This is a genomic window from Actinomadura sp. 3N508, from assembly GCF_044326375.1.
Taxonomy (GTDB): domain Bacteria; phylum Actinomycetota; class Actinomycetes; order Streptosporangiales; family Streptosporangiaceae; genus Spirillospora.
Map to the genome: position 1 here is coordinate 12,891 of NZ_JBIRAX010000002.1, position 14,352 is coordinate 27,242.

10 protein-coding genes are annotated in these 14,352 nt (G+C 65.6%); 2 read left to right on the forward strand and 8 right to left on the reverse strand.

Translation table 11 applies throughout. The annotated features are described in order from the left end of the window. Positions 1-13: 13 nt before the first annotated feature. From ACH34S_RS06430 to ACH34S_RS06445, 4 genes are all read right to left on the reverse strand, one after another. Positions 14-1,243, reverse strand: coding sequence for a hypothetical protein (locus tag ACH34S_RS06430; protein ID WP_395951470.1), 1,230 nt, complete (start codon positions 1,241-1,243; stop codon positions 14-16). Between the two features lie 754 nt (positions 1,244-1,997). Then, complete coding sequence (locus ACH34S_RS06435) at positions 1,998-2,441, reverse strand: DUF6527 family protein (protein ID WP_395951471.1); 444 nt, start codon at positions 2,439-2,441, stop codon at positions 1,998-2,000. Beyond that, the gene (locus ACH34S_RS06440) at positions 2,438-3,613 is read right to left on the reverse strand and encodes a ThiF family adenylyltransferase (RefSeq protein ID WP_395951472.1); all 1,176 of its coding nucleotides are present in this window, start codon (positions 3,611-3,613) and stop codon (positions 2,438-2,440) included. The genes ACH34S_RS06435 and ACH34S_RS06440 overlap by 4 nt, the downstream gene beginning before the upstream one ends. Continuing rightward, a complete protein-coding gene (locus tag ACH34S_RS06445; protein WP_395951473.1) occupies positions 3,588-3,863 on the reverse strand; it encodes a multiubiquitin domain-containing protein in 276 nt (91 codons plus the stop codon). Before ACH34S_RS06445 ends, ACH34S_RS06440 begins: the two co-directional genes overlap by 26 nt. 50 nt (positions 3,864-3,913) lie before the next feature. Here ACH34S_RS06445 and ACH34S_RS06450 point away from each other — a divergent pair, with 50 nt between their 5' ends. Both ACH34S_RS06450 and ACH34S_RS06455 read left to right on the forward strand, forming a co-directional pair. After that, the gene (locus tag ACH34S_RS06450; protein WP_395951474.1) at positions 3,914-4,819 is read left to right on the forward strand and encodes an ATP-binding protein; all 906 of its coding nucleotides are present in this window, start codon (positions 3,914-3,916) and stop codon (positions 4,817-4,819) included. 28 nt (positions 4,820-4,847) lie between these two features. Next, positions 4,848-5,426 carry an STAS-like domain-containing protein gene (locus ACH34S_RS06455; RefSeq protein ID WP_395951475.1) on the forward strand — a complete coding sequence of 193 codons (579 nt, stop codon included), beginning with the start codon at positions 4,848-4,850 and terminating at the stop codon, positions 5,424-5,426. Between the two features lie 302 nt (positions 5,427-5,728). Here ACH34S_RS06455 and ACH34S_RS06460 read toward each other — a convergent pair whose 3' ends face one another. From ACH34S_RS06460 to ACH34S_RS06475, 4 genes are all read right to left on the reverse strand, one after another. Further along, entirely contained in the window at positions 5,729-6,250 is a 522-nt protein-coding gene (locus ACH34S_RS06460) for a hypothetical protein (protein WP_395951476.1), read from the reverse strand. Between the two features lie 132 nt (positions 6,251-6,382). Next, on the reverse strand, positions 6,383-7,168 hold the full coding sequence (locus tag ACH34S_RS06465; protein ID WP_395951477.1) for a tetratricopeptide repeat protein: 786 nt from the start codon (positions 7,166-7,168) through the stop codon (positions 6,383-6,385). Positions 7,169-7,258: 90 nt separating this feature from the next. Continuing rightward, positions 7,259-14,197 (reverse strand): RHS repeat-associated core domain-containing protein, encoded by a 6,939-nt coding sequence (locus ACH34S_RS06470; protein WP_395951478.1) that lies wholly within the window; start codon positions 14,195-14,197, stop codon positions 7,259-7,261. Next, the gene (locus tag ACH34S_RS06475) at positions 14,182-14,352 is read right to left on the reverse strand and encodes a hypothetical protein (protein ID WP_395951479.1); all 171 of its coding nucleotides are present in this window, start codon (positions 14,350-14,352) and stop codon (positions 14,182-14,184) included. The genes ACH34S_RS06470 and ACH34S_RS06475 overlap by 16 nt, the downstream gene beginning before the upstream one ends.

Below are 14,352 nucleotides of genomic sequence, written 5' to 3' on the forward strand. Positions count from 1 at the left end.
GACGAATGGTCCCTCATCGTCCCGCCACCTCCCCGGCCTTGGCGGTAACGCGCGCGACGAAAGTGTCCTCGCTGACCACCGAGACGCCCGACACCCGCCCCTGCAACTCCGTCGTCAAATCAGCCACATAGCCCGGCTGATCGGCGCGGTGCTTGGGCAACACCAGGAACCGTCGGTCGCACGGCGGATCGGGTCGCCAGGTGAAGCCGAGCCCCAGCAACCCCGGACTCACCTGGTCCTTGGCGTCCGCGCCCCACACCTCGACCACATCGGATCCGGACAGGAACGACACTCGGATGTCGTAAGCGTCCAGGCCCGGCCACGCCTCGACGTTGATGGCCCCTTCCGCCTGCACGTCCGCGAGCCGGTCCAAGACCCTGGCCTCAACCAGTCCAGGATCGTGGAAGAACCTGCGGGTCGCGCGGTGCTGGACGTAGTAGCCGCCCACCGCTTCGACGTTGAGACTGGTTCGGCTGCCCGAGCAGCCCGCGGTGCCGCAGTCATCGACGCCCTGCTGTATCGGATTGCCGCATCCGTCGCACACACCGATCGTGACCGGCCCCTGGGCTGCCCGCCGTACATAGGCCACCTGGACGAAACGCTGCACGATCGGCTGCCCGTTGCTCCCCCGCTTGGGAAACCGACAGACCAGGCGCCGTACCTGCGTTTCGGTCAGCACCGGCATGTCGATGAGGAGCCGACGAAGCTCACAGTAGTTGGCCTGGACGTCATCTTCGTCCTTGGCGTTCATATCCGCGACGAGCATCAGCTCCCGGAACACGTGATTTTCCACGAGCTCGGCCTCAACGTCCCGCACTGACAGCCGCGCTGCCTGTTCGGCCATCGGAGTCAGCTCATCGTCATCGAGCAGGCTCTGCTCCAGATCGGCCACAGACAGACGGAGTCTGATCGGCCACTCGTTGAACGGCGTCCGGCACAGCTCGAAAAGCGCTAGATCATTTCGCGGCGGATCCTTCTTCTCAGTACGAAACCTCCACCACAACCGCGTCATCCCCGACCGCCAGGGCACCGCAAGCAGCCCCTGCTCCGCCGACGTCCGAGTCAGATACTCACCGGCATCCATACGCCGCCGATCGTCCCTGATCCGCGCGAGCCCCGCCGCCAGCAACATCACGGTGACGTAGTCGCCATCTTCCTGCCGGAACGACAATCCGTCGGCCCAGCCGACGCCCTCGACCGCGTCAGGAGCCTCGGCTACATTCTCGTTCTCCAGGATGGTCACCCCGACATCCGCCTCATCACGAGCCCATACAACGACGCCGCCCCGAACAGGCGACACCGAGGGCGAGCGCCCAGCGATTCGTTCATGATTCCGCGCAATCTTGAAGATGGGTCGCCTTGGCAGGCAGACAATTCGATCTTGCGCCCAGCCTCAATCCGGCACGACGGCGCCGCGATTGAGCGCGACTGGCTGAGCGCAACCAAGGTACGCCGCCCCACCGACATTTCGTCGGACACAGACGAACCCGGGGCATCCGACGCCCCCGTCGTCATCATTTGGACTATTTCTGGCGCCACTGGCTCCGCTCTGATGGTCCGCACTAAAGGTGCGGAACGACACGAAGCCGCGAGTTCGAACAGCCAAACCCACACCCGGTCACCGCGAAGGACGAGTTGATCTACATCTCCGGTCCCACCAGGCTGAGCCCCGAGAAAGATCCAACCCGCTCGGGCGACCGAGGCGGACAAACCCAGAGGCGCCGCAGTGGGGCCCGACCGAGGTCACGACTGTCCGTCATTACGCTGCATGAAATGCGTTCTGAGCGGCCTGGACGGTGCGTACCAGGTCTGAGAGGTCGGCATCCTGAAGCTGGAGCGATAATTCGGCCCATCTCCTGAGTCACATCGGACGCCTCTCCGGCATCCCGGCAAGGCCCGGAACCGTCCTGGGTTGGTGGCGACGCTGGTGGCTACCCTACTGCGGGTCCAGGAACCCCAGCCTCGGACGGCCCAGCCGGTGCTGCGTTGCCGGACACTTACTGGCCCACCTCCCGTCCTTGGCCTCGCCTCAGGACCTTGTGCCTGATCCTGCCCAGGAGCCGACGTAGCCGCCCGGACCAGCGTCGTATTTCGCTGGTGCCGAATGAGGTTTCGGTCTGTGTTCTGATGGGCGCGCGATCGACGTCGATGTGGTCCATTGGTCGGCGCGGGAGCCATCGAACCTTGCTGCCGTGGATCCAGTAGTGCGAGCGGCAGGGAAAGTTCCAGTTCCCGATGGAAGGTTCCAGTGAGACGGTCTGGCCGTCGAAGATGAGCCGCCAGTCGCGCGGGGTCAGCGGAGTCACGACTTCGCGGCCGCATCCGCAGCAACATAGGTGCAGCGCGGAGGTAAAGGGGATCGAGATGTACAGGATCCCCTCCTTCAGCGTCTCCGGGGCGTGGTCGACGAACTGGTGCGCCAGGGTGACGACCCTGGTCACGGCGCGTCCTCGTTGGTGATCAGGTTTCCGCCGATCTGGTAGATGCTGTGCCGCTCGTGTTCCTGGTCGGCGTAGTAGCCGCGCAGCTTCTTCCACTTGATCACCGCGAGGACGGCGTTGAGGGCGTTGAGGTCGACGACCTGGATGTTGCGGTTGTAGTCGTTGTCGGGGCCGACCTGGTACGGCAGACGCTGGTCTTCGGCATCGTGATCCCCGCCGGGCATTCCGGTGGTCACCCTGATCAGGCCGGACAGGGCACCGTCGGCCTCGTACACCCCGAGCCCGACGTCGATGTAGGGAATCTGAAACCCCCGGAGGCTCCGGACGATCAGGCGCCTGGAGGGCCCGTCATCGATGGCGATGAAGACGAAGTCCATCTCGCGGAGTTTGTCGACGTTGGTGTCGTCGATACGGACACCATGCGCGATGATCCCGCGGCGCATCCTGCCGTAGACCTCGGCGAAGTGGACGGCCTTGTTCGGACCGCCCGCAAGATCCTCGCACGGGGTCGCGCCGGGCGCGCGGAAGGGGTTGTGCTGGCGGAAGGCATCGCCGTCGAACAAGTGGATCTCCCGCACCCAGGTCTTGGCCAGCAGGTCCAGGATGTGGGAGCCGGTCCCGCCCAATCCCACGATGGCGACGCGGTCCTGCTCAAGCTTGGTATTGATCGCGCCGAGCCCCGCCCTGCTGGAGGCTGTGTCGGTGTAGAGGAAGACCGAGTCGGGATCGGACTCCTCGATTACCGGAAACGTCCTGGCTGTCGCGTCCGGCTGCAGGTGCTGGGCATATCCCGAGAGGATGGCCACGTACGTGGTCATCTTCTCGTAGTAGTCCCGGTAACCGGCCTTCGGCTTGCTGGAGAAGGTACAGCTGATCTTCAGGTCGGGCGCCAATTGCTGCTCGCTCTGGCTGTGCAGGATCCGGCGCAGCGGCCGCCCGTCGGCGTCGCAGGGGATGCCGCCGGCGAACATCGCAACGTGCGTGCTTGGCCGCGCGGTCACCTCCCCTTCCAGGGTGAGTTCGGACACCAGCGTGCCGTACCGGACGTCGGTGTCCGTGTCGACGTAGGGAACGTGGCCGACGAGCAGATACCCGTCGCGTACCTCGACCTCGTATCCCTCTTCCCGCAGTCGTGCCAGGTCGGCGCTACGACTTATCAGTTGCGGTGGCATCGAACACCGTCCCGTTCTTGATCCGGACTGTCTGGCCGGGCAGGAGGGTCCCCGCTTGCGGCTGCTGGTGGGCGTGCCGGTAGCCGACGGTGAACTCCCAGTGCGCGCCGACCGGCACGGGGTCGAAGGCCAGAGCCAGGACGTCGTGGAAGGACAGCGTCTCCTGCGTGACGACCCGCTGCCGGGTGTTGACAACGATCTTGTACTCGCGGGGGCGCTTGAGCTCCTCGCCCTGGTGATCGGTATCCATCACGTCTCCTCCCCATCGCTTTCATTGAAGACAGTGAAAGCATAGCTCCAGTGGGACGCGGAAGTACAGCCGAGGTCCGGATCGCGCTTCGCCGCCGTTCGGTGGCATGCTGGACGATCGTGCACTTCAGGCTCGCCGGACCCCGGCCTCTTCTGCGTTCCCGGCGGCTCCTGGCACCCGACTGCTCGGGCGAGTTCGTTATCGACGCACGGGCGCTGAGCTTCGCTACCCCGCTGGAGCTCACCGCCATGACCGCCCTGGCGCATTCGCACGCCGCCGAGGGAGAGCGGATGCGCCTGCTCCTGCCCGATGAGCCTGCCGTAACCTCTTACCTCGAACGCATGGACCTGCTGAACCGGCTCCCCGACCAGTGCAAGTCCAACCGCCGGGTACCGGCTCGGGGCCGCGCCGACCGGTCGCACAGCCTGCTGGAGATCACGCCGGTCAGGAGCCCCCACGACGGCGAGCTCGCCGGTGAGCGGGTCTTCGGCATCGTGCGCGGCAATCTTGGTGACCGCCTTGGAAAGCTCGCTTTCAAGGTCGTCGGCGAGCTGATCGACAACGCGGTGAGCCATGGCAGGAGCGAGACCGGTTCCTTCGTCGCCGCCCAGGTCTACCCGAGACAGCGGCGGCTGGAGTTCGCCGTGTGCGACACAGGCGTCGGAGTCCTGGAGCACCTGAAGGGCAACCCCCTACACCGGGACTTGGAGCGAGATCAGGAGGCGCTGTTCCGGGCCTTGCAACCGGGAGTGACCGGCGAGCGGGAGGACCGCGGCAACGGCCTGCCCGACCTGCTGGACATGGCCGGTGGCGCTGGCCTTACCAGGCTATTGATCCGCAGCGGCGATGGGTCATTGGACGCCTTCCGCGGAGTTCCAGGCCCCACCACTCGGATTGGTTCAGTTCCCGACCCCGTCAAGGGAACGTGGGCCTGGCTCCGGGTCAGATTCCCCTGACTGTGCCCCATGTGTTTCAATGCGTTCAATGAACCCTAGGGACGCTGGCGGTCGCGTCGTCCTCTCCGTGCGAGACGACGGCCCAGAGGTCCTGGCCATGCGCGCGGCAGGCGCGGAGCTGCGCCAGAAACTAGAGAAAGCCCTCAAACCCACCGAGGACCGGCTGATCATCCTGGACTTCGCTTCGGTCAAGGCTATAACCAACAGCTTCGCCGACGAGTTGGTGGGCAAACTCTACATCTCCCTCGCAGGCGGAACCCTCACCAGCGGCGGTGTCCACCTCACAGGCCTGGACGAGGAGACCCGCGAGGCGATCGTGGTCTGCCTGGAGCGCCGCAAACTCATCGCCGTCGACGCAGACGAGCAATCCCTGCTCGCCGCGGAGGACTTCCTCCAGACGACCCACGACCAGGCAAAGCGACTGGGCACCTTCATAGCCGCAGACCTCGCCTCAGACCTGGCCATCACCCTGCCGAACGCCAACAACCGACTCAAGCGCCTGGTCGACGCCGGCGCTCTCGTCCGCGTTCCAGACCCCGGCCGCGAACGCGGCGGCAAACAGTACAGCTACTCCATCCCGGACCAGAACGTTTCAACGACAAACTAGGGCTACGACGGCAGCAATACGGGGACGCTGATCACTCACGGCAGTGACCACGTCGAGCGCTGTCCCGTTGTGTCTGGAAGGGTGATTGAGGCAGGGAGATCTGGCCGTCACCCCTGCCTTGGCATCCTGGCCCCGAATAGGGACCGGGCAAACTATTGCCCCGACGGGGTACGGGTGCGCAGGTGGAACGTGCCGGTGATCACGAGCTGACCGGTTGCGGACCTGGCGCAGGCCCCTCCTATCTGTGGTGTACCCCCTACCGGGTTCGAGCCGGCGCTAGGTCTAACGCATACCAGGTGGGGTCAGGGACGCCTGAGCTCCCAGATCTGGTCATCACTGCTGGGACGGCCCGTCAGGCGAGCCAGCGGCGGTCCCGGTGCGGCCAGGTGCTTGCGGGCGATGTTGACGAACTCGCGGCGCTTGGCCTCGATCCCTTCCCGCAGCGTGAACCAGTCGGCATCAGACGTCCAGCCGCGGGCCACCTGGAGACCGACCGGCCAGAACGCCACATCAATCTCCTGGGCCGCCGCTACCACCTCATGGTCCGCGATCAAGGCCACCATGGCCAGGGCCTCGTTCCACGGTCGCCAGTCGAGTGGCGTTGGGATACACACGCCCTCTTCTGCCGGAGGTATGCGCTGACCGTTCAGTCTTCCCAACTCCACGAGCACGTTGGAAGACTCGCGCAGAACCAGAGCGCAGACGTCTGCTCGCCGGTCACGTGACCACTGCCGTTGCTGCAGACGATGACTCAACGCACCACCCACGAACACACCGACCAGCGTGGTGAGCACAGCTCCGACGGTAGTGATGAAGAGGCTCATGTCCAGGAGTGTGGGCGCGGCCCGTGGTTCGTTCTGCCGACCAGGTCACAGAGTTGGCCGCCTTCCGGGCCTGGAACCGGAAGGCGGGGCGGACATCGCGGTAGGCCAGTCTCTCGTTCACGGCCGCCGGGCCTACTGCTTTCGGGCCGCCTTGAGGAGTGCCTCAGCGTCAGGTTCACGACCGGCAAGCCGAGCCGCCTCGCGGACTTCGGTGTCCGACATCAAGCGAGCTGTGGCGATCGCATCGTGAACGCCGTCTCCGTTGCCGAAATCCAGGGCTCGGAGGTACCAGCGCACAGCTTGAACCCGGTCGATATTCCCGCCGACCCCTTCGCGGCAGTAGGAACCCGCCTTCAACATGGCAACGGGGACTCCCCCTTCAGCCGCATCGAGATAGCACTCTCTGGCAAGCCGTTCCTCGCCACGCTCGGCGTGCCAGTCACCCAGTCGCAGGCCGGCATGTGCCACGCCACCGTCCTTGGCATCCTTCAGGAGCGAAAGAGCACACTGCTCGTCCTTGGTGACTCCTTGTCCGTTCAGGAGCAGGTTCCCCAGGTTGAACGCGGCGACGGCGTCCCCCGACTCGGCCGCCGACTGAAACAGTCCCGCCGCTCTGGGCAGGTCTCGTTCCACGCCGACTCCATTGACCAGCATGTATCCCAGCCCACGTTGCGCGGCGGCGTTGCCCGCATCTGCTGCTCGCTGAAAGAACTTCAAGGCGGTGGGTGGATCGTTCAGGTAATCGAGCGCAAATCCCGCGGCCAGGGCCTGTGCCTCCACATGCCCCGATTCTGCGGCTTTCTCGAGCTCGGGAAAAAGCTGCTGCAATCTCTTTCTGGCCTGCGGATCACCCTTTTTGAGATCGGCCAGCACGGACATGCCTCGTCGGACGAACTCGTCCTCCAGGTCGTCGCCCACCACCACTCCTCTCGCGACGGCCTCGCCGGAGTGCGCGACGGGCCCATGTACCGGACGTTCAGCCTACCATCGACCTGTGGGACGTATAGTTTATTCGGTGAACACATAACGTCCACTGGGATCCACCACCACGATGGTTCGTTTGTGGGCCTTCGCCGCGTCGGTAAAGAATTGGAAGCAGTCGTCGCAAAGGGGCCGGGTAACCGTTATCACGGCATCTTGCTCTAGGGTATATGCTTGCTTCTCGGCATGCGACAGGTAGTACGCACCCTCGCCTGCAGCGTTGTCTCTGAAGTCCGGTACTCGGGCCTTGCCGGCCGATTCCTGAACCTCCAGGATCTCATCGAGACTCGGCCTCACAAATCCTTCGGGAACCTCGCTGCTGTAGCCGCTCAGTACGTAGTTGCCATCGACGTGGGCTGCGGTCTTCGTGTCCTTGAATTCCGGGAAGCAGATCTTGTTGTCATTATGGACGAGTACGAAGATCGCGCCGACGGCGACGTAGTAGGTGTGGTCGTTCGCGACGGTGAGGTTATGGACGCGTTGCCCGGGTTTCGTCCACGCCTTGGTGGCGGTGATCTGGGTGTAGGTGCCGGCGCTGGTCCGAAGCCACATGCCGGGTTTGAGATCGGCCGCCTTGACCCATCGACCGGCACCGCCGGCGACCCAGAAGGGATGTTCGTCGGTAGCGATCACCGCGCCTTGTGCTTGTTCAGAGAGGCGGATCGCAGGTGTTGCGGCCGGTTGGGCTTTTGCGTCGTTCTTGGTGACCCAGTGCTTCTGACCGCGGCTTCCTAGCGTGATCTTTACAAGGTGCTTCGTGCCCTTGCTGGTGATGGTGTCCTGGACGGTCTGGGCTTCGGTCTTGCCTGTCCTGGGGTCGGTGGCAAGGACTTTGTCGCCCTTACTGATTTCGTCGATGGGCTTCTTGGTGCCGTCGGCCATTACCACCGCGGTGCCCGGAGTGAAGCTGCTTCTGCCGCGGCGACATGACTTGAAGAGATTGGACAGCCGTTTCAGTCCGCGAGGCAGCCTGGCGGCTGCCAGACCCGGAAGGGGAACGCCGACGACGTAGCCGACATCGCGACCGACCCGGAAGCCAGGGCTGTTACGGTTGACCGGGAGCGGCAGCCGCACCGTCGGTGGTTTCAGGTCCTTGGGTGGTTCTGCTTTGGGCCTTTGCGGGCCAGCGGGATTCTGCGAGAAGCCTACGAAGGAATTGAAGCTTTCCTTCATGTCGTTGCCCGCGTTTCTGGCGTAGTTCGCCAGGCCGTAAGCGTCGTCGATCGCTGCTTGAACTGCGCCCTCGGCCATGCCGGCGATCAGACCCGGGAGGCTGGTGATGCGTTCTTTGAGGGTGGGGATCTTGTGTCCGCAGGTGATGGGGTTGCGGATACAAGGTGGTAGGGGGATGAGGCCGTCGGGGTCGCTGAAAGTCACCGGGTTGTTGCCGCCGTAGGCGTAGCCATTCATCTGCTGCGGGTCGCCGACGTCGATGAGCGGGTCGACGGAGATGAAGCGGCCGTTGTTCGGGTCGTATTCGCGGGCGCCCAGGTGAGTGAGGCCGGTGGGGTCTTTGGTGCCGCCCAGGAATCCTCGTTGGTCGGGCCAGGTCTCTTCGTTGGTACCGCGTTCTTGGCCGAATGGAGTGAACCGGCGGGTGACGGCGGTTTGGTCGGTGACGTTGACCGCTATCTGGGCGGTTCCCTGGTAGTCGCCGACGAGGTGCTTGATCCCGGTGGAGTCGCGTAGAGCGACGGTCTGGCCATTGTGGTCGTAGTAGCGGACGCCTGCTGTGGTGGGGGATCCGTTGGTGAAGCGGAGTTCGGTGCCGGGCAGGTAGAGGGTTGCTCCAGTGAGGTCTTTGCGGATCAGGCGGTTGCCGTCGGCGTCGTAGATGAACCGGACGGTAGTGTCGCCCTGGGTGACTTTGTCGAGGTTGCCTTCGCTGTTCCATTCCAGGGTTTGGGTGGTGTCGCCGACGGTGCGGGTGGTGGGGTTGCCCGCGTCGTCGTAGACGTAGTTCTCGTCGTTGGTGTCAGGGCCTGTGAAGGGGTTGGCGCCGGTCTGGTCGACCTTGCCGAGCATGTGGCCCTTGACGGTGCCGCTGACGTTCGGCTCGCCCTGGTAGCGGTAGTCGCGGGTGGAGATCTGCGTGCCCGCCGGGTCGTAGAACTGTTCCTTGGCGCGGCTGCCGTCGAGTTTGTAGGTGTAGTGCATCCGGTACGGGGCCGGACCGCCCGACGTGGTCGGGTCTTGCGGACAGGTCGATGATGCGACGCTCCACGCATCGGTCAGGCGGCGCAGGTGGTCGTACTTGAAGCATTGGTTGTCGGTGCCCGCTCTGGCGACGTCGGAGATGCCGAGGATGTTGCCCGCATCGTCATAGGCGTAGGTGGCGTTGCGGTCGTTGCCTGCGACGTTCTCGCGCCGGGTACTGGCGGTGGAAAGGCGCTGGGTGCCGGGTTGATAAGTGAAGGTGTTCCAGGTCCGTTTGTCGCCGGAGCCCAGTTCGACCAGTTTGGGTTTGCCGGTGGGGGTGTACTCGGTCGCTCCGACATAGGTGGCCAGGCCGCTGGTCACTCGGATGGGACGCTGGTGGTCGTCGTATGTGCGGGTAAGGGTTTCCTGAGGCAATCCGCCCGCCGCGGGGAGTACTCCCTGGCGAGGTGTACCGTCCAGGTTGTAGGTCTGGGCATGGGTGTAGGTTCCGGTCAGCGGCCCTTCTGCGGCCGGGATGGTGACCGTGCTGGATTCAGGTCGGCCAAGAACGTCGTAGGCGGAGATGCTCTTGACATAGTCGCCGTCTTCTCCGTGTCGGGTGGCGGCGGCGAGTTTCCCCTTTCCGCGGGGCGCGGTGTCATAGGTCCAGGACGTCAGCAGCTTCCCGGTCGCCGATCCCTCGCGGGTCTGGGTGTTGCGGCCGAGCCCGTCGTAGCTCTGGAAGATCGTCTTGTTGCGGGCGTCGGTGGTGGACTCGACGCGGTCGAGGATGTCGTAGATGAAGGTGGTGACGCCGGTGTCGGGGTCGGCGACCCTGGTCCTGCGGCCCCGCAGGTCATAGGCGTTGGTCCAGGTCTTGCCGGACGGGTCCTTCACCGTGGTCAGACGTCCGGCCGGGTCGTAGCCGTAGGTGGTGGCGTCGTAGGCGCCTGATGGGCTGTCTCCGTGGTACTGGCGTTGTTCGGTGACCCGTCCACGCGCATCGATGATCTGCGCGGAGGGTGTGCCGCCCCGGGGCGGGTCGACGGCCACCCAGTTCCCGCCGTAGCTGATCGTGGTCCGCCATTTCTCCTCGGTCGTGGTTCCGTTACCGGCCACCAGGCGTTCCTGTGTGCGGCGGCCGAGCCCGTCGTGGGAGAAGTGGTTCTGGGTCTCGACATCCCCGGGAGAGTTGACGTTGAACAATGCGGGCTCGGGGGCGCCGGTGGCCGAATAGGTGGCGTAGGTCTTGTCGACTTGGCCGCGGTCGTCGTAGAACGTGTCGGCGATCAGGCGGCCTTCGGGACCCGTGGTTTGAATCTGGCGAGGGCGCAGGTGCCCGTCGTAAAGCGTGATGGCCGGCCGCTGACCGCCGGAATTGGTGAGCGTCTTGGTGGTGACAGCGACGATCTGGCCGTCGGCGATGCGGTAGGCATGTTCGAAGCTGGGTGTGTCGCCGGCGGTCTTGGAGCGGTCGGGCCGCCATACCTTCTGGATCCGGCCGAGCGCGTCGTACTGCAGGTCGGTGCGCAACGGCTTGTTGTTGCGGTCGGCATTGTTGTTGTCGATCCTGGCCGTTGTCGATCCCCAGGCCGGGTCGAGTTCATTGGTGACGGTCAACCCGGTGGCCCCGGGACTGGGGGCGGGCGTGGTGACGGCGACTTTGGTGGTCAGCTCGTTGGTGTCGGTGTACTGGGTGGTGGTGGTCTGGCCTGCGGCGTTGGTGACCGTCAAAGGCCGCCCGAAGGTGTCGTAGGTCGTCTTTTCGAGCGGGACGTAGGTGGCGTCATCGCCGTCGTGTCCGGCGATTCTCTCGGTCTGGGTGACGTTTCCCTTGGTGGGCGCGTCACCGAAACCGCCGCCGTCGTAGAAGGCCCGCGCGTCGGCGATGATGTGCTTGGATCGGTCGGGGTCGGTGCCGCAGGCGACTGAGACGGTCTCGGCGCGGGACTGGTAGGAGACCATCCATTCGGTGACGTTGTCGGCATAACTGGTGCGGGTGCACCTGTCATCGGCGGTGGAGGCGACGTCGCCGAGATCCTCGACCTGCTTGACCCGTCCGACCTTGGTGAAGTCGGTCTCGTAGTCGCTGGTGGTCTTGGTTTCGCGCCAGGTTCCACCGTCCATTGCCGTCCAGCTACGGGAGTTGCCGACCTTGACGGCGTTGGCGGTCACTGTGCCCCAGGACCTGGTCCGGGACGCGGTCTGGTGTCGCCAGGGCTCATCGACGCTCTTGTCGTGCACCGCCCCGCCCGGGGCGGTGTAGTTGACGGTCTTGAGGGTGAAGCCTTCAAGCCCTTCGTAGTCGGTGTGGGTGCCGCCTTCCCCGTCGGGGACGGTGACGGTCTTGGTGCCGCCGTCGGGGCCGGCGCGGTCGCCGTGCATGCCGCGCAGGTGGTGGGTGTCGGTCTGGGTGGACGGGCTGTCCACGCCGCCGGACTTGACGCGCACCTGGCCGTACCCACGCCATTGGGACCAGGTCTTGTACTTCTCGCGTGTCAGCCCGTCATCGTCGTCCCAGTGCCAGGCGGCGCCGCCGATGTACTCGTACTGGGTGGCCATGTCGGGGGCGTGGCCGGTGCGGTCCTTCTGCACTACCGAGGTGACGACGAACTTGTTGAACCAGTCGGTGATGGGCGCGGTCTGGCCGGGGAGGTGCCAGATCGAGGGGAAGCAGCGTCTGGTGTTGGTGTGCGGTGTGGGCGGGGCGGCGCGGGAGCAGTCCTGGCCGGTGTAGCCGATGTCGAGCTGGCCGCCGGACTCGTCGTAGATCCTGCTGACGCGGTAGCGGGTGTAGGGGGCGATGCCGTCGTTGGCCTGGTCGACCCGGTTGGCCTTGGGCGTGTGGTTGAAGGTGACCTTGGGCAGCGCGATGTTGTCATCGGGGGTGGGGCCGGCCAGGCCGGTGTGCTGGATCTCCTTGAGCAGCAGGTCGCGTTCTTCGGTGTCGGCGCCCCACTGGTGGTCCAGCGTCCAGGAGTCGACCGAGCGGTCCAGCCGGCCCGTGCCGGGGTCGATCTGTGTGGTGACGTGCTTGAGCCGGTAGCGGGACCAGAAGGTGGGCGAGGTGGAACCGTGCCCGTTCTCGCACCGGGTGCCGATGTCGCAGTTCATGTCCCACGGCACGTCCGGCCAGTGCTCGGGACTGGTCTTGATGGTGTCGGGGTGGCATCCGAAGGTGTCGGTGGGGATGCACCGCTCGGCCGGCTGGAACTCGACCGCGGCGGGGGGCCAGTCATCGAAGACGTTGTCGCCGCGCAGCCCGTATTCGATCGTCCTCAGGTAACCGCCGCGGGTGTAGGGCGTGGCGGCGGCCGGGTCGAGGTTGCGGCCGTAGTGGTTGGTCTCCTGCTCGTAGAGGTAGATGGCGGCGTTGTCGTTAGGGTCGACGACCAGGTCGAGGTTCCATCGCCACGCCTGCTGACACCACGAGTCGGCGAATCCCGACGCCTTGTGACACGGTTCGCCCGGGTCGTCGCCGAACACCGGTACCGCCCACGTCGAACCGCTCGTTGGGGTCGATCCCGAACCCCCGGGCAGCTGGTTCAGGCCGAAGTAGTAGCGGGTGCCGTCGGTGGTGGTGACCTTCCAGTACTCGCCGTCGTTGTCGTCGTTGTGCCTGGCGGTCGTGGTGATCTTCTCAAAGCGGGTGCCGTCGTCGTTCTTGAGCCGCCAGGTCCCGTCGGCGGCCCTGATCAGTTCGCCGCCCTTGCCGTTCCAGGTGACGGTCGCGTTCTCGTCCCCCCAGCACAGATCCCCCGGCGGCTTCCCACCAGGGCCGTTCGGCACGCCGTCGTCCTCACAAGCCTTGTAACGACGCTCGATGAACCCGGGCGAGAACTCAAAGCCCTCACCCGCCCAGGACGGCTGGTTGTTGGTGTTGCCCGTGCGGCCGTCCACACTCTGCGCCGAGTAACCCAGCTCGACCGGAGGGACGAGGCCGCCTCGGACGGGCGGAAGCCGCATCGGATAGGTCCAGGTGAAGTCACCGGTGTTCCTCGTCACCGACCAGGTCGCCGACGGCGACAGCTTGGTGGCCTTGAAGTCGCCCTGCGAGCCTTCGGGCGCGGCGACGGCCGCCAGCACCGTCGGAGCCGACGCGCCCGCCGTGGACGGGACGGTCTCCACGTCCGCTGCCAGGGTCTTGGTCTCACCGTCGTTCGTGGTGACGATGGGTGCAAAGGAACGGCATTCAGGTTTGGCCGGGGTGGTCAGGACGCAGGCGGGGAGATTCACCAGCCGGAGCCGGGTGCCGTAGGAGCCGCCGAAGGCCTGCGCGAAGGTCGAGTAGTCCACCCGGACTCCCACCCGGCCCGAGGTGGCCTCGGATTCAGGTGTCAGGGTGAAGACGAGCCCTTCAACCCCCGCCCGGCGGGCCGCGCCACGGTCGAGCACGGACACCCGGGCTTCACCCTTGAAGACGGGACGCGCCGCGGTACTTCCCGGATCGGCGCTCTTGGGCGCGGTGAGCGAAATCGGCAGGTCGCCCGCCCGTACCAGCTTCTCGCCACGCCCCGGCCGTTCAGCCTGCTCGCTCGTCAGGGTCACCTCGGCCGTGCCGGAACTGGGCCAGGACGCCTTGAGCTCCGGCACCGACCTGCCGGCCGGATCGGGTGTTCGGGGACGAACCTTCAGCTTCTTACCGTCGACCGTGCGCTCATGGTCGGTGACCTTCGGACGCTCGGAGCGCGCTGGATCGGCCTGCGCGTCAGGAGCCGTGGCCAGCCCCGCCGCCAGCGCCACCGCCATTCCGGCCGCCGCGGTCCGCAACGCCCGGCCCATGCGCAGCACCCGCCGCCTGCCCAGCCTCGTCACCAGATCCTCCACAAAAGACGGCCACCACGGCCGAACGGAAAGCAGCCAACGGTGCCGAGCAGCACAGCGACGCGTTCATCCGAGTCACGAAGGCGCAGGAAACGCGATGTCGAGTTCATCGGCACAGAGCCCCTCCAGACCGTTCCTGTCTTCGGCAGCATCAGCAC